Raw genomic sequence first — 24,002 nt, 5'->3', positions numbered from 1 at the left:
CCCTAATTATAACTTTTGTAAATAATTAGTTATGGTTTTAAGAATAGATTCGAATTGGTCTTGAAGCTTAGTACTTCCTTCTAATAAATTATTTTCGAACGCTATTGCAATCTCATAACTTTTCTCGAGGCCTAAAATACTAATTTTATGCTTAAGCTTGTGAACGTTACCTGCTACAAGCTTATAATTATTAGCTTTTAAATTATTATAATATTCAGCTTTCTCTTCAGGAAATTCACTTTTAATGATACCAATAAGCTTTTCTTCAAAAGCTTTATCTCCTCCTGACATACTATAAATATAGGATAAATTGGGTTCCTCCATCTTATTGTTTTTTTATAGTGAAATAAAATGTAGTACCCTCATTTATTTTGGAATGCAACCATATTTCACCTTCATATAAATCTACAATTTTTTTAACAATTGAGAGTCCAATTCCTGTAGATTCTGGTCTATTTTCTAATTTTTCAAAAGTTTTAAAAATTTTATTGAAATAAATTTCATCAATACCTTTACCATTATCTTCAACATAAAACTCCCAAAAATCACCTCTATCTGTTGCTCCTATTTTAATTATGCCATTTTCCTTATCATTATAGACTATAGCATTTACTATTAAATTTTGAAATAACTGTTGTAATCTATATTTATCACCTTTAATAGTTGGTAGGTTAGATTTTGTAATCTTAATATGCTCCGGAACTTCTATTACACTTAATATATTAAATAATAATTTATTGAGATTTACATCGTACACCTCTATTTGATCTTTACCAATGGTTGAATACTCTAAAATACCATTTATTAGTGTATCCATTTTTTGAACATTAGTTCTAATAAGATTTAAACTCTTCTCTCCATTAGCATCAAAAGCACCTTGGTAATCTTCTTTTAACCAAGTTGTTAAAGTATCTATACTACGTAATGGCGATTTTAAATCGTGAGATACCATATGAGCGTAATCATTTAACTCTTGGTTTTGATAAGCTAATTCGTTTAAAAGGGCTTCTTTTTGTTTATTCATTTCAATAATCTCTTTGGTTTGATCATCAATAAAATCAACCAAATCAGAACCCGACAATTCTACAGCATCAGCTTTTTCTTCTTCTTTTATATTATAAAATTTTAGGGTATTAATAACGTCTTTCAACTTGTCTATTAATTCTTTTTGCTCTCTTGCCTCTTCTTGTAATTTTCTATTGGCTGTAAATAATTCATCCGAGCTAATAGACATCGCCCTTTGAATCATGGTAGATTGCTCATCAAAATTATTGTAGGAGTTATCTATAGCATCAAGAAACACCGCTAAGTCTTTATTGTTACTTAAATCCTTACTTAAATATTTTCGTATTTGTCTTTTAAGTAGTGAATTCATTATTCACTCATTAAAGTTATAGTCATGGTCTGATTGTGTAACTGACATGCTGTTTCGCCATGAAAAGGTGCAATTTCTCCATAGGAGTAAAAACCGCTTACTGTAGCCCCTTCTCCTAAAACTTCTATAACCTCTTCTACCTCTTCTTCTACACGTTGATCTAGCACTAATTTTCTACCAATACAACTTACTAAAAAGGCTAGTTCAGGTTTGTTTTTTCTATTGGTCAAAGCTTGTTTTGCTGCACGTTCTGATGCATTTGCAATATTATCAACGTTAGTCATCATTAATTGCACTTTAGAGTTTTCTTTAATATCTCCTGCTAAAACAACCGAGTGTTCTTCTTCATTGATATTAAGAATTGATCGTACTATAGACTGCTCCTCTTCATCAGATTTTACATTCATAGGATACAACAATGCTGCTCCTGGTAGATCTTTGGCTTTATCGCCTAAATAATTTTTATACAAATCTAATGCTGGCAAATCGTCTAATTCATAAAGTATGTTTCCTTTAGCTTTTGTAACTATTCGTTCTGGACCAAAAGGTGTCCAACCTCCATGAATAGAAAAAGAAACCTCTAATGTTTCTCCATAAAAACCGATAGCTACTATTTCTCCTTCTTTTGGGTTTTCGTTATACGATGCTAATGTTTTTTCAAAACGAGTATCATCCCCACATAAGCCTCCTGTAATTAACAGATTATCTTTATTAGAAGCACTCATACCTTTAGTTAACTCACTGCCATTAATAAAACTACCGTCAGATACAACAAATACATACTTTAACCCTTCTGATGGTAATTGTTTAATAAGATCTCTCCCGGTCTTAAAACTATCTAAATCTGTATTAAGTACATTACTAGTCTTAATTAAAAATTGGCTTTTTTCAAATTCTATGGCCGTAATCGTAATACTATCTTCATTTACTGTATTAGATGAAATTTCAGCACAAGAAGATCCAAAAACAATATGTCCATCAGGAAATAAAGCTTGTATTTCTTGATAAATAGTAGAACCTTCTAATAAATAGCGATCTCCAAACACTAAAACTAAAGGTTTTATCAATGTTTTATTTTCACCAATATAAATCCAATCTTTATTTTTTTGCTTTACTAACTGTATTGTCTTCATCTTTATTTTTTTAAAGTAAAATAAAAGGTAGTCCCCACATTTAACTGACTATCTAACCATATTTGACCTTCGTGTAGATCTACAATTTTTTTAACAATAGATAATCCTATACCTGTAGAATCTTTACTTTTATTTAAAGCGTGAAAAATTTTAAATATTTTATCATGAAATTGTTTGTCAATCCCCATGCCATTATCTTGAATTGAGAACTTGTAGTGACTTTTAAAATCTTCAACGTTTATCGTTATAAACCCTTTTTCTTTGTCAATAAATTTAATAGCATTACTAATTAAATTCTGAAATAACTGCTGTAATTTAGTAGCATCTCCTTTTATAGCAGGTAATTTATTTAAAACCTTTATTGATATGTGTTCTGGCACATAAAGTATGGTAATAAGATCATCTAACATTTTATTAAGATCAACCTCTACCGAAGAATTTCTTTCTGTTCCAATACTAGAGTAATCTAGCACATCAGAAATTAATTGCTCCATTTTTTCTAAGGTAGTTTCAATGAGGTTAAAATTTCTTAAACTCATCTCATCTAGTTTCCCTTTATTATCTTCTTTAAGCCAGCTTACTAATGCATCTATACTTCGTAATGGCGATTTTAAATCATGAGAAACAATATGAGCATATTCTTGAAGCTCATCATTACTTTTCTCTAGTTTAGAAAGCAACTTCTCTTTCTGAAGTTCAAGATTTTTTAAATCTGTAATATCTATATGAACTCCTATAGAACCAACAACATGACCGTTAATATCATAATTTGGAGCACCACTTATAAGCCAATATCTAATGTCTCCGTTTTTAATTTCTACTTTTACTTCGTATGAATTAGACTCTCCTTTTTTTCTTTTATCACTTTCTATTGCAATAATATCTATGGCTTCTCTGGTCTTAAAAATTTTGCCAGCATGTTTACCAATCAACTCATCTTCAGCATAACCAGACATTTCTGAGAAACTCTGATTTACCATTAATATTTCTTCTTTATTATTAACTTCAACTAATCCTAAATTCATATTAGCGATTATGCTGTAGTACTTTTGCTTTTGTGCCTCTAAACTTTTACTATAAGATCTTTTTAAAGTTACATCTGTAAAAGTCCATAAAAATCCTTTAGATTTTTCTCCTATGATAATTGGTAAATAATTACGTTCTAAAATCTTACCATCTAACATCTCTAGCTCATCACCAATCACCTCTACTTCAGCTTCATCTATATCATTCATCCGTTGTACAAATGCCTCTGGATCTTTAAATAAAACTTTATTTTGTTCTGCTGCTATAGAACAATCCATGCCATATAAATCTTGTATTGGTATATTTATATTTAACAACTCACAGAATTTATTGTTTGTCAATACAACTTTTCTATTTTCGTCTTCTAAAATAATACCACTATCTAAGTTTAATACCAATGTGGCTAATCTATTTTCGGACTCAATTAGTTTTTCTTTTGCTTCTCGTTCTTTAGAAACATCTTCAATTGTTACAACTTGGTAATCAATTTCACCAACTTTATTTCTAACAGCTGTAACGTTTGTTTTTGCCCAAAAAATATTACCGTCTTTTTTTATGTATTTTTTTTCTACATTAAATTTATCAATCTTACCGTTTAAAAGTTGATCTCTTAGTTCTTTTGAAAATTCTTCATCATCAGGATGCGTAATATCCTGAACCTTCATTGACATTAATTCTTCTGCCGTATAACCTAGCATATCAATTAGTGCCTGATTTATTTGTAAAATACCTGAATAATCGGCTTTGGTAAGAGAAATTCCAATTGGTGAATTATTTATAATAATACTCAATTGGTTTTTTTGATCTTTAAATTCTTGTTTTAACAGCCTCTCTTGTGTAATATCTCTAACAATACCCTGAGCAGCAACTGGTTTATTGTTTTTATCAAAAACTAAACTCGCATTGATATGCACCCATTTAATCTCTTTAGATTTTGTGTATACTCTTGCTTCATAATTTTTAAAAAAACCTTTAGTTCTTAATTCTTCAAAAGACAACATCGCATATTGTAAATCGTCTTTATGAACTAAATTTGAAACATTTATAGACTCTCTGGATACATCATAACCAAATAATCGAGTAGCAGCATCGTTAAATTTTAAAATATCTCCTTTGATATTCATCACGACAAAAGCATCAATAATATTTTCGAAAACACCTTGTAGTTGTGATGATTTTTCGTCTAATAGACTCTCTAATCTATTTGAGGTAAGATAGAGTTCTCTTGATTTTTCTTCAAGAATTTTTTCAGCGGCTTTGCGAGCTTTCTTTTCTCGTTCTAAGGCACGCTGTAGCAATTCGATTTGGTCTTGGCTCATTTATTTTTATTGATAATAAATCTTACCTGAGTACCGTCTTCTTTAATTTTTTTTAATTCTATAGTTGCTGTGGCATTGAAATGCTCGAACGTTTTGTTCATCAGTCCAAGTCCAAAATGATGCATTGCTCTACTAGAGCTGTAATCCATTACCAGTGAATTCTCTGTTTTTTCTATAACTTCGAATGTTGGTAATTCTGCATCTGGATAAATTTTTCGCACCTCAATATGAATATGGTTTTCTATAGAAGACAGCATTTCAATAGGATCTTTGTAGGTTTCTAAAAGTCCAGGGTAGCTTTGTTTTATTACACTAAAAAAATGTTCAGCATACACTAAAAGGAGGTTATCAATAGATACCCCTGTGTTTTCACTTAAATGTTGAAGTAATTGCAACATTTCTGAAAAACTGTATGTACCAACAGAGGTGTAAACACCTTCCGATTCTAATTCTGAACTTGAAATGATTCGATCTACCATTTCTAATCCAAACTTATCTTCAACAAGATCTAAAAACTCAGTAAAAACAATTCCTTTCATTAAACTGTTATTAACTCATTAATACTCCAGTAGGATAATAATTTCTCTATTTTAGAAACATAATCCTCATATTTCAAAGGCTTTAAAACATAACCAGCAATCCCTATTTTATAGCATTCTAATAAATCTTTCTGATTGTTTGACGTTGTTAAAATAACTGTAGGAATATATTTTAACCTATTATCAGCTTTCAGAATTTTTAAGAATTCTATACCATTGATTTTTGGCATGTTTAAATCTAATAAAATAATATCAGGTAAACTATCTTTATCTTCAAGTAATTTTAATGCATCTTCTCCATTATTAGCTTCCGTAATTTTATGATTTAATTGAAGTGAACTTGAAGCTCTGTTTAGCTTCATAATTTCAATCATATCGTCTTCTATAAGTAAAATATTGAGGGTTTTCATTAACATTAAATTTTAAAATATAGAGCAAAACTACTTTATTTAATGGTATTAAAATGTATAAATCAGTTAAGGAGCATTTACTGTCGACGGATAGAAAAAAAGTATCGACGAACGGTAATTTGAATTTCTAAAACACACCAAAACCCTCTACAACACTGAAATTCAAGTCTTTTTAGTTGTTTTTGGAATTATTTAAAAAGTTAATTATTTAATACTTTCTCTTAACTTTTTTGATAATCCACTCACAACCATATCATAAGAGTGATCTATTAAACCTTTAATAAGTTGTATTGAAAGTTCGCCCTCTTGAATATAAATGCTATTCCATTGCTTTTTATGCATGTGATAACCAGGCCTTATGGTATCGTATTCTGCTCTAAGTTCTTGTGCATATTCTGGATCGCATTTTAAATTAATAAATGCTTCTCCGTTTTCCCAGCGTTTTAAAGATGTTAAGGCAAACATTTTTCCCAAAACTTTAAATACAAGCGCATCATCATTAAAAGGAAAATGTTCAGTAACTTCTTTTTTCTTTAGGCAGTAATTTCTATAATCTTCTATATTCATGATTTGAAGATTTTAGTTAAGTTTCTTCTTCTCTTCAGCTTCAATTTTAAGTGCAGAATAATCTACCTTCCACCCAATTGTTTCAACTAAATTTTCAATAAGATGAATGGCCTCTAAGGCTTCTTGCTTTGCCACATTAAAGAGTCCACTTTCTGGCACTTTAGCCATAATATGAGCCTTTGCCTTAACATGTAGATCTGTTAAATCGGCAGCTTCAAACCGATTAAACATACCATCACTTTTATCGTAATAATTAATATTACTTTCTATAGATAATACTTCGGGTTGCGGAAAATGAGACAAAACAACTGTTTTTGTTTTAGCATTAGAACTCATTTCAATTTTACTTAAATCAAATCCAACATAAGCTTTAGCATTAATAACAACTAAAGCCTTTTTACGACTAGATATTAGTTTTAAAAACTTAGCTTTTACGTCTTCATAATGGTAAATTTCAGCAAAATCACCTTCTACCGTAACAAATTTACAAACACGCTTTATTTTATCTAAAAGTAAAACTGATTGCTCATTAGTTTCTTTTTTAGTTTTCCATGCTTTATAGATTGTAACCAATCCTAAAGTGACAAGAACACTGATGATGATTATAAAAAAAGTTTCCATAATTTATTTAAATATATGACACTAAATAAACGAATATGTCACAAGTTATTATTCTATAACTTTATACAAAACAGGCTTACTAGGACTGGCATCATTCTCAAATGGTGCAATTTGCAAATTAAGCATATACTCACCATCTTCTATTTTATTAGACACATAAATGAGTTCTGTAATTGTAGCATCTAAACGCAATTTACCACTCGTATTCCAAAATGCATTATGCGCTAAAAGCTCTCCTCCATCTTGCTCCTTATCTACACTTGGTAAATCTATTAAAAGGTGTTTAATGTCTTTAGATTTTAAATAATTAGCAGATTCTTCCAATAAATAAGTAGGGTTAGTATTAGAATATTGTCTCGATAATTTATCGCGCATATTTGGCATTGTTCTAATCACTATAGCCTCTCGTTTTTTATTACCTAACGCAAACTGTAATTGCTTTTTAGAAATCACATAATCATCTCCTAATTTTTCAGGAGCAACAGTTATCACTTCAGCTAAAAAGAAAAACTGTTTTAAATGTTTATTAATGGAGTAAAACTTTTCTGTGATATGCCCAACAGTTTCCGTATGTGTTCCGTGAGAATGCGGATTAAAAGTGATGGTATTAAAATTCACTACAGCACCGTTAGCAACACTAATTATGTCACCATCTATAACTGCTGGTTCAATTTTAGGAGGAGCTAAATACCAAGCATTAACGTTGGTATCTTCACTTGTTAAAGGTATTGAGATATCTAAAGGTTGTTTTAAATCTACTTTTAATTTCCTTGAGTTGTATTGTATTGTTGCTATCATTTTTGCTTAATTTATACCAATATTTCAGGAACTTTTTTAATATAATTTGAATTGTATTACCACAAAATTACTTCAATTTAATCTTAAATTAAAAGATTCTGAGACTAGTTAAGGTTAAACAACTCAGATGCAATACCATCGCATAAAAATTGACCTTTTTTTGTGACACGGATATAGCCTTCATCTATGTATAATAACTCTTGCTTTATAAAAATATCTGCTTGTTTAAGTAAATAATTTTTAGAGTCTAAACCAAAATCTTCAGTTACTTTCTCAATAGACACACCCCAAATTGTTCTAAGACCCGTCATAACATATTCGTTATACTGATCTGTTTTAGTAAGGGTTTCTATCTCAATTGGTAATTGGTTAGCCTCTATAGATTTAATGTATTTTGAATTGTTTTTCACGTTCCAACCACGCTGTTTTCCATTAAAAGAATGTGCAGAAGGTCCTATTCCTAAATAAGATTTACCTTGCCAATAAGCTGAATTATTTTTACTGAAATAGCCTTCTTTTCCAAAATTAGAAAGTTCGTAATGAACAAATCCTGATGCTTCCAATTTATCTTTTAAAATATGAAACTGCTCATGCGCTTGCTCATCATCTACATTGTCAATAATTCCTTTTTTTATGAAGGAAGCCAATGCCGTTTTAGGCTCTACAGTTAAAGCATAACTAGAAATATGCGGCACATTAAAACCAAGAGCCATCTCTATATTTGCTAACCATTGCGCGTTTGAAGCATTAGGGATTCCGTAAATTAAATCTAGAGATATATTGTCAAAATGTTTTGTTGCTTCTTCTAAACACGCTTTAGCTTCTTCTGCATTATGTGCACGATTCATCAGTTTTAAATCGGCTTCAAAGAAGGATTGAATTCCTATAGATAAGCGATTAATTTGGCTTTTAGAAAGTGCAATAATGCGTTCTTTAGATAAATCATCTGGGTTAGCTTCTAGGGTTATTTCTGGGTTTTCAGAAACCGTGTAATGTTGGTAAACGGCATCAATAACAAACTGTATTTCACTATTTGATAAGACAGAAGGGGTTCCGCCTCCAAAATAAATAGTTTCAACGGTTATCGCTTCAAATTCCGATTTTCGAAGTTCTAATTCTTTAGCTAATGCAGCTATCAATTCATCTTTTTTCTTCATAGAAGTAGAAAAATGAAAGTCGCAATAATGACATGCTTGCTTGCAGAATGGTATGTGAATGTATATGCCTGCCATTTCGTTTTTGTATTATAAATCGACCAAGCTGTTAACTTAGCACATCTTATAAATTAGAGGAATTATTTTAACTTGAAGATTCTTGCCTTCGCTGTAATAACAAACAGTTATTTCTTTACACGATCTTCATTCTGTTTTACAAAAGCACCCCATCCAGAATAACTTTTACCAACTTCTACACGTCCTTCATTATAAAAATGACAAACCGCAGCTGCTAATCCATCCATTGAATCTAGATTTTTAGGTATGGTTTTTAAACCCAGCATACTTTGCAACATTTTAGCCACTTGCTCCTTACTTGCATTTCCGTTTCCGGTAATTGCCATTTTAATCTTTTTTGGGGCGTACTCCGTAATAGAAACTTCGCGTGACAAACCTGCAGCCATAGCCACACCTTGTGCCCTTCCTAACTTCAACATACTTTGTACATTTTTCCCAAAGAAAGGGGCTTCAATCGCTATTTCATCTGGATGATACGTATCTATGAGTTCTACGGTGCGCTCAAAAATAAGCTTGAGTTTTAAATAATGATCGTCATACTTTTTAAGCATCAGTTCATTTAATTGTAAAAACTCCATTTTTTTACCCACAACTTTTATGAGTCCAAAACCCATAATTGTAGTCCCAGGATCAATTCCTAAAATAATTTTTTCTTTACTCATGCTTTAGTTACAGTATCGGCAGCCATCTAAAGAAACCGCCAAGCCAAAGGTAAGGTTAAAAACACTACCGTTAAAAGCACCTAGACCTGTTGAGGCCGGATTATAATCATCTAAAGATGTTAAGCCATAGATATAAGCAACATCGGTGTAAACAGAAACTTTTTCGTTAATAGCATAATGCAACTCTAAACCACCTAAAAGATTAGCATAGGTCTGCTTATTATCTCCTAAAGTTCCTAATGGCTTCACAAAACTTATACCAGGACCTGCATGCAAAATAGTACGCATGCGCATGGGCACAAACCCAATATATTCCGTTGGGTCAAATACAAATTGTGCGTTGATCCTAGAGTAGTTAATCTTAAAATCTGGTGTATCACTCGAGTTTTTAAAACGATTAAATCCGTAATCTAATTTTACACCATAGCGATTAGTAAGCATATGTTGAATTCCTAAATTTACAGTTGGAAAATTCACCGATTTGGCATAAGACCCATTTACAAAACCATCTGTTGTAGGATAGTTGAGGCCAACTGCAAAAAGAGCTTTCCATTTAGCCGTGTTGCCATATTGTGCCTGACTACTGAATGTTATAAAAACAATACCAAAAAAGAAAATGTATTTTTTAAAAGCGTGTTGCATCTGTAAGTTTTTGATTTTATTTGCAATATGAATCTCATTAAACACTACAAAACTAAGCAATTATTGCTTTTACTCTTTAAATTGAGTATTGTAGTTGCTGCTTTTTATTTTATCTACATTAAACTGACTGAAAACAAAAACTTACAATTTAGTGCATTTATTACTTTTTTAGACAAATACGAATCATTTTCATTCAAAACCATCACTTTTTTAATCCTTTTAAGCTTTTTTAATTGGTTTTTTGAAATTCTAAAATGGAAAAACCTTGTAAAGTCAATAAAACCAATTTCTATACACCAAGCTACCGAACAAAGTTTAGGTGGACTCACAGCATCGTTAATTACTCCAAACCGAATTGGCGAATATGGTGCAAAAGCGATGTACTACACAAAACCGTTTAGAACAAAAATTGTACTATTAAACCTTCTTGGGAATTTAGCACAAATGATCATAACAACACTATTAGGTTGTATTGGCTTATTGTTTTTTATCAATCGGTATTCAATAAAAATCAATTATTATACAGTCTTACAATATAGTGTGATTGTATTATTGATTGGTTTACTTTTACTTTTTTTAACAAAGCAGAACCATTTTAAAATTAAAGGATTTTCTTTCCGCTCTGTTATTATTTTCTTAAAATCGATTAGCTTAAAAACACATCTAACAAATATTTTATACTCGCTACTTAGATATATTTTATTTTCATCTCAATTTTATTATTTATTGATTGTTTTTAGGATTGAAATTAGCTATTTTGAAGCCATGACTGTAATTACAAGCATGTATTTATTAACTTCAATAATACCAGCCATTTCTATTTTCGACTTTGTAATAAAAGGTAGTATAGCTGTCTTTTTATTTAGTTTCTTAAATGTAAATGAACTTACAATTTTAACCATCACAACACTTATGTGGTTATTCAATTTTGTACTACCAAGTATTTCAGGAAGTTACTTTGTTATTAATTTTAAGCTCCCTAAACCAGTAGAATAATGCTGCTATTAATCGCCATATTTATTACGATAACTTATCTTATTATTATAGGGTTATTGACTTACGGCTTTGATAAAGTAAAAGATTTTAAACTTCAAAATTTAGAATCTAAAACTAAATTCTCTGTTGTTATTCCTTTTAGAAATGAGGCTGAGAATCTTCCCGATTTATTAACCTCTATTTCAAACCTGAATTATCCTAAATCATTATTTGAAATTATTTTGGTAAATGATGACTCTAATGATGAATCGGTGTTAATTATTGAAAAAATTCTAGCTTCAAATTCTACCATTGATAATATTAGGATTATTAAAAACGAACGAACATCAAATTCCCCTAAAAAAGATGCTATAACCTCAGCGATTAAAGTTTCTAATTATAATTGGATTGTTACAACGGATGCTGATTGTGTATTACCACAATATTGGCTTGATACTTTTGATGAAAGTATTCAAACAGAAAAACCAAATTGTATTGTTGCCCCTGTAACTTATCACGGTGAGAATTCGTTTTTAAATCGTTTTCAAACTTTAGATTTTTTGAGTTTACAAGGTGCTACAATTGGTGGTTTTGGTATTGATAAGGCCTTTATGTGTAATGGTGCGAATTTCGCTTATAAAAAATCGGAATTTAAATCCGTTAAAGGTTTTGAAGGTAATGATGGAATTGCGAGTGGTGACGATATGTTTCTACTTGAAAAATTTATTAAACACGACTCAAAAAAAGTAAGTTATTTAAAAGCAAAAACAGCTATAGTAACTACAAATCCGGCTGAAAATCTTAAAAACCTAGTGCATCAACGTATCCGTTGGGCCTCTAAAGCTAGTCGTTATAATTTTTGGTTTTCAAAATTAGTTGGATTGATTGTCTTACTTGGTAATCTTGTTTTTTTAGGATTAATTATTTCGCTTATTTTCAACTATTCATCATCACAAACAATAATCGCTTTATTAGTTATAAAATTTAGCATCGATTTTTTATTACTATTTAAAACAACACGTTTTTTTAGGCAAGATAACTTATTACTTTCTTATCTATTTTCTATTATACTATATCCCATTTTTAATGTGAGTGTTGCCTTTTTATCTTTCTTTAAAACTTATGAATGGAAAGGCAGGAACTTTAAAAAGTAAACTTAATTAATATTTACATTAACAGGAAACTCAAAAGCCGTAGTCACTTGTTGACCTCTTTTTATTGCTGGATAAATTTTTGGAATAGTTTTTAAACTCTGACGTAATAAACTATCAATTTCAGGGATTTCACTAACCGTCTCAGGTTTTATAGCTATCGATTCTACTTCTAATTTACCATTATAATCTATAATTATTTTAAGTACTATAGTATCGCTAACATCTTTAGATACAACAAGATTTTGATGCGCTAAATATTGATTAACATTGGTTATTAAAGTATTTTGAAAACAGATTTTACGATCTTCTTTTGCAGACATAGAATCGCAACTTGTAAATGTTGGGTAAGCATCAACCTCATTCCAATTAAAGGTTTGCAATTCTTCCTCTAGCAAATCTTCGGTATAGACTTTCTTCTTGTCGAAATAATCACAAGAGATCATTGTGAAAAATAAGAGTAAAAGACAAACAATTTGTTTCATTAATACAGTTCTAACACCGAAAAGTACAAATATTTTCTAGAATATACCGCATAGACCACAACGCATTTAAAATCAACTATGAAGACACCTTCTACTTCATAATTACAATATTAATTTTCAGCTAAAAACTTTTCTTGCTTTAATTCTTTTAATCTAGATTCTGAAAACCTAACAAACGGATTTTCTTTATGTTTTTCTACAAACTTCTCATACGCTCTAATTTTTGCATCAATATCAGCGTAATATTCGTCTTTGGTTCTTAACAGATAGAATTCCGTAACCATATTAGAAGGATCTTCTTTTAAGGATTTTTGAAATGTTTTAATGGCTGCTTCGTACTTTTTCTGACGATTTAAAATTGTGCCTAATCGTTGATATTCATCTGAAAGCGGAAGATCTTTTAATTGTAAAGATTTAGTCATAAATTCTTCTGCCTTTTCAAAATTGTTTAATTTTTCATAATAACCAGCAATTACAAACATTGCATTGGCATCATTCGGACTATATTTTAAAGCTTTTTTTCGGTAATTAATAGCTTCTATATAATCCGAATTTTGCGCAAAAGACAAACTCAATTTTTCATAAATAAATTCAGATTTCTCACCTAAATCAAGTAATTTTTGAAACCATACAACAGCTTGTGAATAATATTCTTGATGATAATAAGCTTGTGCTTTTAAACTTATTAGTTTTACGTTATTTTTATAACTTTCTAATCCGCGATCTATATAACCATGAGTTTCTATAAAGTTCCGTTTTATTAAATGATGTTTCGCAATTTTAAAAATAGCTTTTTGGTGCGTTTCATCAAGTTCAAATGTTTTTATAAATTGCTCTAAAGCCGCAGTGTCTTTTTGCTTTTCTAAAACAATACCCAACTCGTAATGGTAATTAGGGTTTAGAATGTCTGACGTAATTAAATTAGCGAATAACAAATTGGCTTCCTTATACTTTTTAGTACGTGCTAAAAGTTTTGCAAATTCATACTTTATTAAAAGATTATCTTCATTAGCTGTCACAGCTTTATCATAATAATCTAAGGCTTCATCATAGTTACCAATAGCAATATAAGCCTTAGCTATATCATCATAAACAACATCTAAATTTTTAAGAGATTTATAGGTCTCAATGGCTTTGGAAAAATTACCATTCACATAAAGATGATCTGCTTCCGCTTTTATATTTTGAGCATTTAAATGGATCACAAAAACACAACACAAGAACCCTAAAATTAATTTCATAAGCAGTAATTAGTCTTTTTTAGAATCATGAATTTGAAAAACAATGGGCACAGAAAAAGGCACTACAACCAATTTCCCTTTTTGTTTTCCAGGAATAAACTGAGGTAACATCTCTAAAACACGTTTGGCTTCTTCCTCTAATTCTGGACTTGGACCTCTAGCAACAATATGTTTAACAGTCCCATTGGTATCAATTTTAAACTGAACAAAAACACGTTTTCTCCCTTGACTTAGACTATCACCTATACTTGTATTAAAGTTTTTAGCAATGTGCTTATTCACAAAATTATTAAAACAGTTTTTTCGATCTTCATTGCTTTCTAAATCTTCACAATCTACAGTTGTTGGGCTTTCATCGACTACTGAAAATGGGACTTCTGCTATTTCGTACTTAATTACCTCTTCTCCCTCTTGTGAAATATAAGAATCTAACACTAAAGTTGACCTACCATCTGTAACCACTAATTTATTAAATGAATCATCGTTTTCTAATTGCTTCAAATAAGCATTATAGCGTTTAGTTTCTTCTTTTGTTTTATCCGCAACATCTTCAACAAATAATTTTAAAACTCCTTCTTGTCCATATAACTCCCAACGTTCTTTTTGTTCTTTTGTGTTTTTAAAAGCTTTAAATTCTTCATAAGTTTTGAATTTATCCATACTCATAAATTTTGATCCATCAATATCAACCTGAGTTAAAGTACCCCCTTCATATTTGTTTCTAATATCATCTTCTGAAAGATAAATCAAAAATGCTTTCATTTTCAAAAACTCTTTTTTTGACATTAAATATTTGATTGTCTTACCCTTACTAAATCCTGCATAATCTGAAATTTCAAAAAAGCTAGAGCCATTTTTTTTCATTGCTCCAAATTCATCATAATACTTTTTCACCAACTCTGCTTCAGTCAATTCTTGGTCAACAACTTGTTCCGTTGTTTTCTCCTGCGCTCTAACTTCAGTAGAGGTATAAATTAACATTCCAAATAACATAGGAATTAATAAGGCATACTTAATAAGATGAAGTTGTTTTGATTTTGATTTTTGTAACATAGCGATTCGTTTTTTGATTAATGATGTATTGAAAAATGCATTGGTAAAAGACGCCTGATTAACATCTAAAACCTGATTGAGTAAACTTTTATAATATTCCGATTTCCCGCTTTGTTTTACAGCTTTGGCATCAGCAATATATTCGTGTAATTCTTTAATTCTATTTTGGTAGATATATACTAGTGGATTAAACCAAAAAATGATGCGTAGCAATTCAAAAAATAATAAATCTAAAGAGTGTAGTTCTTTAATATGTACCATTTCATGTTCGTAAATGGTTGATTTTTCACTTTCAGAAATACGTTCTCCTAAAAATATGGTATTGAAAAACGAATAAGCCTCATTACTCTTTATTAAATTAACAATAAGAACATTACCTTTCCAACGTTTTGGATTTTTATATTTTACCCAGTATAATTTGGTTATTTTAATAAGAAAAATGAGTGTTGCAATTCCAATTCCAGAAAGTGCTACAATTTGCCAAATTGGGGTTTTTGGTTGCTCTAAAATGATACCGACTTGTTCTGCTATTTGAATATCATAAGCCGTTGGTGTTTTAGCCCCTATAAAAACTTCGGGTAAATGAATTACCATATCTTTAGTGGCCAGTTTTTTCAATGTCGGGAACTTTACAAAAGGCAAAATGAGTGACAAAACGGAAGTCAACATTAAATACGCTCTATTATAATTAAAGAAGGTTTCTCGTTTTAAAAACAAATCGTAAACCAATAAAAACAAGGCTTGAAATGCAATAATTTGAAGTATTGTATAAAGCATAATTAGTTCTTTTTATTAATTTCATCTAATAAGACTTCTATATCTTTTATATCCACATCATTTTTCTGAACAAAGAAAGACACCATACTTTTAAATGAACCTTGAAAATAATTATCGACTAATTTATTAATGGATTGATTACTGTAAGATTCTTTAGCCACAACAGGAAAATACACATGCCCTTTTCCTTTTTTCTCATAGCTTACAAAACCTTTAGATTCTAAAATTCTAATTATGGTAGAAACAGTATTATAAGCAGGTTTAGGTTCTGGCAAAGTTTCTATAACCGATTTTACATTCGCTTTTTTAAGCAACCATAAGGCTTGCATAATCTCTTCTTCTGCTTTTGTTAACTGCTTCATATAACTAAGTTTTTAGTTTAAACCCATTACAAATATAACTAATTATTTAGTTTGAACTAATTTCATAGTTAATAATTGTAACAAATGCTTGTTTACAGCGTCTTATAAATAAATTGAACTTAATTTTATGGAACTATTTTTAGTCGTCATTGCTTTTCTATTAATGATTATTGGAATCTTAGGTAGTTTTCTACCCGTAATACCTGGACCATTGACAAGTTGGGCAGGTTTATTAGTCCTTCATTTTACGAAAGGTGTAGAAATGAGTCAGACTTTTTTAATAATAACCTTAATTGTTGCCATAGTTATTTATGTACTAGATTATATAATACCCGCTATAGGAACCAAACGTTTTGGAGGAAGTAAAGCCGGAATGATTGGCACAACGTTAGGTTTAATAATAGGATTAATTGCTCCTATTCCGTTTGGTATCATCATTGGCCCATTTTTTGGGGCACTTATTGGAGAAATGATGAACAAAAATGATTTTAATAAAGCCTTAAAAGCAGCATTTGGATCGTTTTTAGGTTTTATAGCTTCTACCTTTTTAAAATTTATCGTTGCTATAATTTACTTTGGCTTTTTTATTGCAAAATTGTTAGAACACAATGCCAATTGGTATTAAATAGACTGAATTAAAAAAGCCTAGCTACATTAAATGAAACTAGGCTAAATTTTCTTGCTATTAATTCAACAAAAACTTAATAAGGGATTAATTAACTCTTGCTGATGTTGCAAATATATATATCACCTTTTACATTTTGCTGCGGAAAAACCGTAATTCTTATACTATATAGTAGATTCAAGCTTATTTAAAAACTGAGAAAATATTTTTTATATGACTTTGTTTACAAATAACCTTTTTCTCTAGCTTCTTTTAACAAAGATTCATCCTTACTATCGTCAATACCAAATAAAATTTTAAGTTGTTTTTTTCGTTTCTCAATGGCACTTGTTGAAATATCTATATACTCATTTAAACTTTTTGTTTTGACACCCTGAGATAACAAGTGTAAGATTTTTCGATTGATATCATCTACATAAATATCGCTAGAAATAGTTTTTTTAATATAATTTTTTACGGTACTACTATAATAGGGTGGTGATTTCATAATTTGTTGAAAACCATCAGCCAATTCCATAGAAGTTAAATCACTTTTAATAAGAAACCCATCTGGATTGATCTCTTTAATTATATTATGGATTCTGAAACTTTCATTAAACATCGTTAAAATTACAATCTTAGCCCTAGGCATTAACTTCTTTGCTAAAAGTGCTAGATCTTCACCCGAAAGATATTTACCATCCTCAGAACCAGGTAAACTAATATCAAAAAAACAGATATTATAGGGATACTTTTTTGAAGCTCGCTCTATCATTGTAACTGCAGTATCACAATTATTAGCAGTATCTATATATAAAGTTTCATCTTCTTTCTTAGTTGCCATTAACACATTTTGATAGCCTTCAATAATAATAGGATGATCATCTACCATTAAAATTTTTATGTGTTCCATGTGTAATTAATTTGAATAAGGAATTTTAACATTAACGCTTGTACCATTGCCTAATTTAGAAGTAAAAACAATATGACCTTGAATATCATCTACTCTAGAATTCATATTTTTTAATCCAATACCCTTCTTATTTTTTAAAATATCAAAACCTCCTCCATCGTCAATGATATTCAAGCAAATTAAGTTTTTTTCCAGTAAAATACTAATTTGAATATGTTTTGCTTTAGCATGTTTATAAATATTCTGCATAGACTCTTGAATGATTCTATATATATTTATTTTGATTTTATTTGATACTAAATCCCAACTTATATCATCGGTATAATCAAATTCAGATTCTAGACCATATGCCGTAGATTGCACTTCTATAAGTTCTGAAACAATATCTACAAAACTAGAACCAGAAATAAAATCGATATTTAATTCATGAGAGATTTTACGAATATCTTGCTCTACAACTTGAAGTTGACTTATATATTTTGATCTAGATAACATAGCCTCTTTACCCTCTTTAAAGTTGATACTATCTAAGCTTAACCTCACACCAAAAAGTCGACCCAAAACACCATCGTGTAATTCTTTAGAGATTCTTAATTTTTCTTTAGCTCTAGCTTCATCAACTTTATCTTGCTGACCAAGCATTAAATTATAGATGTCTTCGTTTGCCGTCTGTTGAATTTGCATCAGCTCTAACTTTCTATTTTTTGCACGTTGAGAAATAACAATATAAACCAAGACAGCTGTTAGTAATATACCTACTGACAAGATCAGTAAATAAAGGTTTTCTTTTGATATTTGTTTGTTTTCGGCTTCGATTTGTTCTGTATCAAATTTTATTCTCGCAAATTTATTTCTAACTTTTCTATCTTCTGATCTAAGACTATCTGAGAGTTGGATATGTTCTAATAACAATGCTCTTGCCTTATAACCATTAACAGCCTTAGACATATTAAGTAAAGCCTGTAACCTAGTTTGATTTGAGCCCACTTTTCTTGCCATATTTAAAGCATTCTCACTGTATTTCACAACCGAATCGTTATACTGATTTTTCAAGTAAAACTCAGACAGGTCTAATGATAAGTGCATTAAAGTAATTTCATCATCTAAACTTTCTACAATTTCATAAGCCTCTTTGTAATCACTTTCAAGATCCTCAAAATCATACTTATCGGATTCAAATTTAGTTTTTATTATATTACTAAGAAGAACCGCATAAAACGTAGGATCTTCGTCTTCGTATTTTAATTTTAAAGGCAAGAGACTCTCGTATAAATCAATAGCCTCTTTATATTTTCCTATTTTACGATAAACATTTGCTTTGTTATTGATAGAATATATTTCATTAATAAATCCATTTTGCATCACTTTTGCATACTTAATCGATTCATCATAATACTCTATAGCTTTATTATAGTTTTCTAACTCATTAGAGTTCATAGCCAATAAGTTATAGAGACTCCAGTACATATCTAAGCGATATTCTGTTTTTGGTAATCTATTTAAAATTGAAAGTGCTTTTACAGCATCATCTTCAGCAGCGGTATAAATTTTTGCCATTTGCTGAAGGTCTGCCGAATAAAAGAGCGCATTTGCTTTTTTTTCTGAGACCTCTTTACTGCTATAAAATTTTAGTGCTCTAGAATAAAAAAAATAGGAACTATCGTTCTGTTGTGTATATCTATAGTACGACCCAAGATTAGAACCAGCCACTGTTACAGCTGAAGAATCATTAATTTTTTTCGCTAAATCTAAATTAGCTCTGTTTAAACTTACATATTTATCATATTCTTGTAAATAAAAATATTGGGTAGATAAACTCCTGTTTGCTTTTAAGACCATAGAGTCTATTTTAGCCTTCTTCGCTAGTTCAGATGCAGTACTCGCATATTTAAATCGTTCACCTAATGAATATGTATCGTCCTTAGATTTCAATATTAACGCATTCACCGAATCTACGACTTTACTTTGAGCATAAATGACATCAGTTGCAATCTGAATAATAAAAAATATAAAGAATATATGCTTCAACAAAGTTTAATGATTTGCATCAAAAATAGACTAAAATTAGAAATTACATAAAAATTAAAGCCCTCATAGTTATATGAGAGCTTATATTCAGTATTTGAAGAACAATATAATATTATCCTTGTGTTTGTAATTTCAATTTCTTTTTGTCAATAGCTAGTAAATCATTTGGACTATATTCTTTGTAAGTTGGTGCATCACTGCTTTTTTCAACACGGTCTGTTTTTACAACAGAAACTGTTAATAATAAAACTGCAACTAGAGATAAAGTAATTTTTAGGGTTTTCATAAAATATTTATTTAGGGTTAAAATTAGTCAATATCAAAATAGGTAAAGCTTACGCGATACACTGAGGGAGGGAAATGGATAATTAACTATTTTAGGGGTTACCCTAAAATGATACTAAAAATAAAACGAGGGATATTTTTAAAACATTAATTACATGCTTAAAGCACAATGATTAAATTGATCTTATTAAGCGTTACACAGCACTCATAAGAAGTACAAATATATTATTTAAAATGAATAAAACAAACAAAAGTACGACAAAGAGAAACTTTTTACCGACAAAAAGAAAAAACACAGTTAATAACTCAGTTAACAACTTTAAAGCACCGTTTGATTTTAGATAAATATAATTATAGTATCAGTAATAATAAACAAAAAAAAAGCTACGATTTCTCGTAGCTTAAATTTTCAATGATTAATAGCATTTATAAGACCCTATCTTTTTAAAAAAGTCACATTATTTTTTATTAAAAACTCCATAATAATAATAATAATAATAATAATAATAAAGCACTAACCCTATTGATTGTTCACTTCTTCAATATTTTCAAAAAATCGAACATCAAGACCGCTAAAACGATTAGAAAACAAATAACGAGTAAACATTATTGAACTACATGAAGACATAGATATTGAGTTATATTCTCCAAATACTATCATCCTCTCTAAAATTTAGCTTTAAGCTCTTAAATTACCCCAATAAACCTTAGAGACGTAATTTTTGATATTTAAATTAGGCAAGCAACAAAAGTCTTAGAAAGAAAATAAAGCAATACTCTTTACAGGATACCGTTTTTTAGAACAAAAAGGCCTAAAAACAAAAAAGCATCCCGATCTTCTTATTCAGAAAAAAGGAAAGCCTTTCATCGGTAAGTTCCTAAACCTAGTTAGGACTCTTACAACTACTCTAGGATATCTCCTAGAACAACACAACATCTTTATAGTCGCCAAAAAAAAGCCTCAATTTCTTGAAGCTTTAGATTTGCAATTTTAGCGGTCTGGACGGGACTCGAACCCGCGACCTTCGCCGTGACAGGGCGACATTCTAACCAGCTGAACTACCAGACCGTTGCGTTATTGCGAGTGCAAATATACAACCCTTTTTCAAACCCACAAGAAAAAAACGAAAAAACTTTAAATAAATTTTTGTCGCTCTATCATATAGGTCGTCAAAACACTATCAAAACCCGCATTAACATTAGCTTCTACGTACTTAATTCGGTATTGACCACATTTTATTTTAAGATCTGTAAAGTATTTATTTACAGCCTTTTCATAGCTATTTTTTATGTTATCTGCATATAAATTAATGTAATCTCCTGTCTCAACATCAATAAAACGCTTAGGTCTATTATCAAAATTAAAAGAAAGTTCTTTTTCTTTATCAAAAACATGAAATAAAACAACTTCATGTTTATTATGCTTTAAATGCCGTAATGCTTCAAATAATTTTTCATCATCTTCTGACGTTTGAAACATATCTGTAAATACAAAAATTAAAGATCTACGGTGAATCTTTTCTGCTATCTGATGCAAGTATTGGTAAGTTTCTGTTGTTTTGGTATCCGTTTTAGAAATCACAGCTTCACTTAATTTATGCAATAACATCTGATGGTGACGCTCGCTCCCCTTTTCTGGAGAATAAAAATCATATTTATCACTATAAATACTTAAGCCTACAGCATCGCGCTGTTTTTTAAAAATATGCATTAATGAAGCACTTGCTAAAGCCGAAAACGCCACTTTATTAAGATTACCTAGAGTTGTTCCTGCCGTTTCAGGATAATGCATAGAACTACTATTATCTAAAATAATATGGCAACGCAAATTGGTTTCCTCATCGTAACGTTTGGTATACAAACGATCTGTTTTAGCATAGAGTTTCCAATCTATATGTTTTGTACTTTCACCTTGATTGTAAATTTTGTGTTCAGCAAACTCTGCCGAAAATCCATGAAATGGACTTTTATGCATTCCTGCAATAAACCCTTCAACAACCTGTTTGGCTAAAAATTCTAGATTTTTAAATCCTCCAGTTTTATTCAGTTCTTTTTGTAAATCCATATGCTATTTTAACTTTCCGTACTAACAGATTTAATAATTTTTCAGTCTAAGCACATCCTCTTCATTAAATTCAGGAAGCAAAAGACACAAAACATGTACAAACTAAAAAAGGTTTGCCATTTAGGCAAACCTTTTTTAATATCTTTTAGAATACAAACTATAAAAGTGCGTCGATAGCGTCTGAATAAGCATTCTTAGGAGCTACACCAACTTGGCGACCTACTACTTCTCCGTTTTGAAAAACTAATACTGTTGGTATGTTTCTTACACCATATTTCGCTGCAAATTCTTGGTTTGCATCAACGTCTACTTTACCAACAACAGCTTTACCTTCGTATTCTGTACTAATCTCATCAATGATTGGTCCAACCATACGACAAGGTCCACACCAAGCAGCCCAAAAATCAACTACCACAGGCTTATCACTCTTTAATACTGTTTCTTCAAAATTTGCATCTGTTATCTCTAATGCCATAATATTTATTTTTTAAATGTATTGTACTTATCTTTCTTTTTCCATGTTTATATGGAATTACAAAATTAGTCAAAATATTCCGCAAACCTTACAAAGCCTGTATATGTTTTGATTATAGCGATATAGAGGCGTTATATGCTTACTGTTTTGGGCGCATAAACCAGGCTGTCCATTATATCTTTTTTGCATTTAATGACAAAAAAGGATGCCACTTCCATCCTTTGCGCAAATTTGGTATAACAATAAACCTTTTCCTTTAATATAAATAGGCCACAACTATTTAACTCACTATCATATCTCATTCTTAGACAAAAACTCTAGAATAAGTTTTGCTATCTCTCTCGTTTTTTCTTCAGCTGCAAAATGACCTGCATCTAATAAATGTAACTCAGCATTGGGTAAATCTTTTAAATAAGCCTTCGCTCCATTAGCATTAAATTTCAAATCCTTTTTACCCCAAGTAATTAATGTTTTGGGTTGATTGTCTCTCAACATCTTTTGCCATTTAGGGTATCGAATCAAATTGGTGTTGTAATCTTTAAATAGCTGCACTTGGATTTCTCTGTCTTTTTGAGATTTTAGAAATGCTAAATCGTGTGTCCAAGCATCCGGACTTTGAATATTGATACTAGCAGGGTCTAAATCAAATAAATACTGCTTATTTATTATGGCATCTTCGCCTGTTAAGCTATATAAAAAATCATGCTTAGTTTGAGACGTATCTGTTTGTGCGGTTCTAAAAAAATCTTGTCGTTTAGGCGTTAAACCTTCCAAATAAGCATTGGCGTTCTGAACAATTAAAGCTTCTATTCGTTTTGGGTTTTTCATCATCATTCGATATCCTACAGGAGCACCAAAATCTTGCATGTACATCACATAGTTTTCAATTTGAAGTGTATCGATAAGCTTTTCTGTATAAGTTGCCAACAAATCAAACGTATACGTTGTAGTTTCAGGATCTAAATGTGTGCTATAACCCGAGCCTAAATTATCTGGAGCAATAACATGGTAATGCGTCTCCAACATAGGAATTAGGTTTCTATATGAATGTGAAGACGATGGGTAACCATGTAGCAATACAATCGTCGGCTTACTTTTATCTCCTGCTTCTCTATAAAACAGTTTTATACTATCTATTACTGCATAATTATACGTTGTAGCTGGCGGTAAAAAAAACTGTTTTTCATTCTTTTCAGTTGTATCCTGACAACCAAATAAAGAGGCTATAATAATTAATGTTAGTGCAAATTGTTTCATTCGGTAT

Annotated in this window: 25 protein-coding genes and 1 tRNA gene; 3 read left to right on the top strand and 23 right to left on the bottom strand. The window is 30.2% G+C overall.

The features are described 5' to 3' along the window. Nucleotides 1-6: 6 nt before the first annotated feature. The 12 genes from HSX10_RS00815 to HSX10_RS00760 all read right to left on the bottom strand — a co-directional run bounded on the left by HSX10_RS00815 (nucleotide 7) and on the right by HSX10_RS00760 (nucleotide 10,324). Entirely contained in the window at nucleotides 7-324 is a 318-nt protein-coding gene (locus tag HSX10_RS00815) for an Hpt domain-containing protein (protein WP_173586301.1), read from the bottom strand. 1 nt (nucleotide 325) lies between these two features. Then, nucleotides 326-1,375, bottom strand: a complete 1,050-nt coding sequence (locus HSX10_RS00810) for a sensor histidine kinase (RefSeq protein WP_173586300.1) — start codon at nucleotides 1,373-1,375, stop codon at nucleotides 326-328. Beyond that, entirely contained in the window at nucleotides 1,375-2,508 is a 1,134-nt protein-coding gene (locus tag HSX10_RS00805; protein WP_173586299.1) for an FIST signal transduction protein, read from the bottom strand. The genes HSX10_RS00810 and HSX10_RS00805 overlap by 1 nt, the downstream gene beginning before the upstream one ends. Nucleotides 2,509-2,510: 2 nt before the next feature. Next, on the bottom strand, nucleotides 2,511-4,853 hold the full coding sequence (locus HSX10_RS00800) for a PAS domain-containing sensor histidine kinase (RefSeq protein WP_173586298.1): 2,343 nt from the start codon (nucleotides 4,851-4,853) through the stop codon (nucleotides 2,511-2,513). Then, a complete protein-coding gene (locus HSX10_RS00795; protein WP_173586297.1) occupies nucleotides 4,850-5,392 on the bottom strand; it encodes a heme NO-binding domain-containing protein in 543 nt (180 codons plus the stop codon). The genes HSX10_RS00800 and HSX10_RS00795 overlap by 4 nt, the downstream gene beginning before the upstream one ends. Continuing rightward, complete coding sequence (locus HSX10_RS00790; RefSeq protein WP_173586294.1) at nucleotides 5,392-5,802, bottom strand: response regulator; 411 nt, start codon at nucleotides 5,800-5,802, stop codon at nucleotides 5,392-5,394. Before HSX10_RS00790 ends, HSX10_RS00795 begins: the two co-directional genes overlap by 1 nt. 204 nt (nucleotides 5,803-6,006) lie before the next feature. Further along, the gene (locus HSX10_RS00785; RefSeq protein WP_173586293.1) at nucleotides 6,007-6,369 is read right to left on the bottom strand and encodes an MmcQ/YjbR family DNA-binding protein; all 363 of its coding nucleotides are present in this window, start codon (nucleotides 6,367-6,369) and stop codon (nucleotides 6,007-6,009) included. 12 nt (nucleotides 6,370-6,381) lie between these two features. Then, entirely contained in the window at nucleotides 6,382-6,990 is a 609-nt protein-coding gene (locus HSX10_RS00780; RefSeq protein ID WP_173586292.1) for a DUF4230 domain-containing protein, read from the bottom strand. Between the two features lie 48 nt (nucleotides 6,991-7,038). Further along, nucleotides 7,039-7,788, bottom strand: a complete 750-nt coding sequence (locus tag HSX10_RS00775) for a cyclase family protein (RefSeq protein ID WP_173586291.1) — start codon at nucleotides 7,786-7,788, stop codon at nucleotides 7,039-7,041. Between the two features lie 104 nt (nucleotides 7,789-7,892). Beyond that, complete coding sequence (gene hemW / locus HSX10_RS00770) at nucleotides 7,893-9,020, bottom strand: radical SAM family heme chaperone HemW (protein WP_173586290.1); 1,128 nt, start codon at nucleotides 9,018-9,020, stop codon at nucleotides 7,893-7,895. A gap of 107 nt (nucleotides 9,021-9,127) precedes the next feature. After that, nucleotides 9,128-9,682 (bottom strand): crossover junction endodeoxyribonuclease RuvC, encoded by a 555-nt coding sequence (ruvC, locus tag HSX10_RS00765; protein ID WP_173586289.1) that lies wholly within the window; start codon nucleotides 9,680-9,682, stop codon nucleotides 9,128-9,130. A gap of 3 nt (nucleotides 9,683-9,685) precedes the next feature. Then, on the bottom strand, nucleotides 9,686-10,324 hold the full coding sequence (locus HSX10_RS00760; protein ID WP_173586288.1) for a cell envelope biogenesis protein OmpA: 639 nt from the start codon (nucleotides 10,322-10,324) through the stop codon (nucleotides 9,686-9,688). 27 nt (nucleotides 10,325-10,351) lie between these two features. Between HSX10_RS00760 and HSX10_RS00755 the strand changes: the two genes are divergently transcribed. Continuing rightward, entirely contained in the window at nucleotides 10,352-11,320 is a 969-nt protein-coding gene (locus HSX10_RS00755; protein ID WP_173586287.1) for a lysylphosphatidylglycerol synthase domain-containing protein, read from the top strand. After that, nucleotides 11,320-12,453, top strand: coding sequence for a glycosyltransferase family 2 protein (locus HSX10_RS00750; RefSeq protein ID WP_173586286.1), 1,134 nt, complete (start codon nucleotides 11,320-11,322; stop codon nucleotides 12,451-12,453). The genes HSX10_RS00755 and HSX10_RS00750 overlap by 1 nt, the downstream gene beginning before the upstream one ends. A 2-nt stretch (nucleotides 12,454-12,455) precedes the next feature. On the opposite strand, the gene HSX10_RS00745 is transcribed toward HSX10_RS00750, so the two are convergent. The 4 genes from HSX10_RS00745 to HSX10_RS00730 form a co-directional block, all read right to left on the bottom strand. Further along, nucleotides 12,456-12,935 (bottom strand): hypothetical protein, encoded by a 480-nt coding sequence (locus HSX10_RS00745; RefSeq protein WP_173586285.1) that lies wholly within the window; start codon nucleotides 12,933-12,935, stop codon nucleotides 12,456-12,458. A 110-nt stretch (nucleotides 12,936-13,045) separates the two neighbouring features. Beyond that, nucleotides 13,046-14,176, bottom strand: coding sequence for a tetratricopeptide repeat protein (locus HSX10_RS00740; RefSeq protein ID WP_173586284.1), 1,131 nt, complete (start codon nucleotides 14,174-14,176; stop codon nucleotides 13,046-13,048). Nucleotides 14,177-14,185: 9 nt separating this feature from the next. After that, on the bottom strand, nucleotides 14,186-16,006 hold the full coding sequence (locus HSX10_RS00735) for a M56 family metallopeptidase (RefSeq protein ID WP_173586283.1): 1,821 nt from the start codon (nucleotides 16,004-16,006) through the stop codon (nucleotides 14,186-14,188). Nucleotides 16,007-16,008: 2 nt separating this feature from the next. Next, on the bottom strand, nucleotides 16,009-16,368 hold the full coding sequence (locus HSX10_RS00730; protein ID WP_173586282.1) for a BlaI/MecI/CopY family transcriptional regulator: 360 nt from the start codon (nucleotides 16,366-16,368) through the stop codon (nucleotides 16,009-16,011). 127 nt (nucleotides 16,369-16,495) lie between these two features. Here HSX10_RS00730 and HSX10_RS00725 point away from each other — a divergent pair, with 127 nt between their 5' ends. Then, nucleotides 16,496-16,993 (top strand): DUF456 domain-containing protein, encoded by a 498-nt coding sequence (locus tag HSX10_RS00725; RefSeq protein ID WP_173586281.1) that lies wholly within the window; start codon nucleotides 16,496-16,498, stop codon nucleotides 16,991-16,993. A 223-nt stretch (nucleotides 16,994-17,216) separates the two neighbouring features. Here HSX10_RS00725 and HSX10_RS00720 read toward each other — a convergent pair whose 3' ends face one another. The 7 genes from HSX10_RS00720 to HSX10_RS00690 form a co-directional block, all read right to left on the bottom strand. Then, nucleotides 17,217-17,885, bottom strand: a complete 669-nt coding sequence (locus HSX10_RS00720; protein WP_173586280.1) for a response regulator — start codon at nucleotides 17,883-17,885, stop codon at nucleotides 17,217-17,219. A gap of 6 nt (nucleotides 17,886-17,891) precedes the next feature. Continuing rightward, the gene (locus tag HSX10_RS00715; RefSeq protein WP_173586279.1) at nucleotides 17,892-19,913 is read right to left on the bottom strand and encodes a tetratricopeptide repeat-containing sensor histidine kinase; all 2,022 of its coding nucleotides are present in this window, start codon (nucleotides 19,911-19,913) and stop codon (nucleotides 17,892-17,894) included. A 112-nt stretch (nucleotides 19,914-20,025) separates the two neighbouring features. Beyond that, nucleotides 20,026-20,199, bottom strand: a complete 174-nt coding sequence (locus HSX10_RS00710; RefSeq protein WP_173586278.1) for a hypothetical protein — start codon at nucleotides 20,197-20,199, stop codon at nucleotides 20,026-20,028. Nucleotides 20,200-21,193: 994 nt separating this feature from the next. After that, a tRNA-Asp gene (locus HSX10_RS00705) sits at nucleotides 21,194-21,267 on the bottom strand. 66 nt (nucleotides 21,268-21,333) lie between these two features. Beyond that, the gene (locus HSX10_RS00700; RefSeq protein WP_173586277.1) at nucleotides 21,334-22,263 is read right to left on the bottom strand and encodes a DUF58 domain-containing protein; all 930 of its coding nucleotides are present in this window, start codon (nucleotides 22,261-22,263) and stop codon (nucleotides 21,334-21,336) included. A 157-nt stretch (nucleotides 22,264-22,420) separates the two neighbouring features. Next, complete coding sequence (trxA, locus tag HSX10_RS00695; RefSeq protein ID WP_173586276.1) at nucleotides 22,421-22,738, bottom strand: thioredoxin; 318 nt, start codon at nucleotides 22,736-22,738, stop codon at nucleotides 22,421-22,423. Between the two features lie 291 nt (nucleotides 22,739-23,029). Continuing rightward, on the bottom strand, nucleotides 23,030-23,995 hold the full coding sequence (locus HSX10_RS00690) for an alpha/beta fold hydrolase (RefSeq protein WP_173586275.1): 966 nt from the start codon (nucleotides 23,993-23,995) through the stop codon (nucleotides 23,030-23,032). Between the last annotated feature and the right edge of the window lie 7 nt (nucleotides 23,996-24,002).

Source organism: Winogradskyella undariae (genome assembly GCF_013285155.1).
Taxonomy (GTDB): Bacteria; Bacteroidota; Bacteroidia; order Flavobacteriales; family Flavobacteriaceae; genus Winogradskyella; species Winogradskyella undariae.
This window is presented reverse-complemented; position numbering and strand designations above follow the sequence as displayed.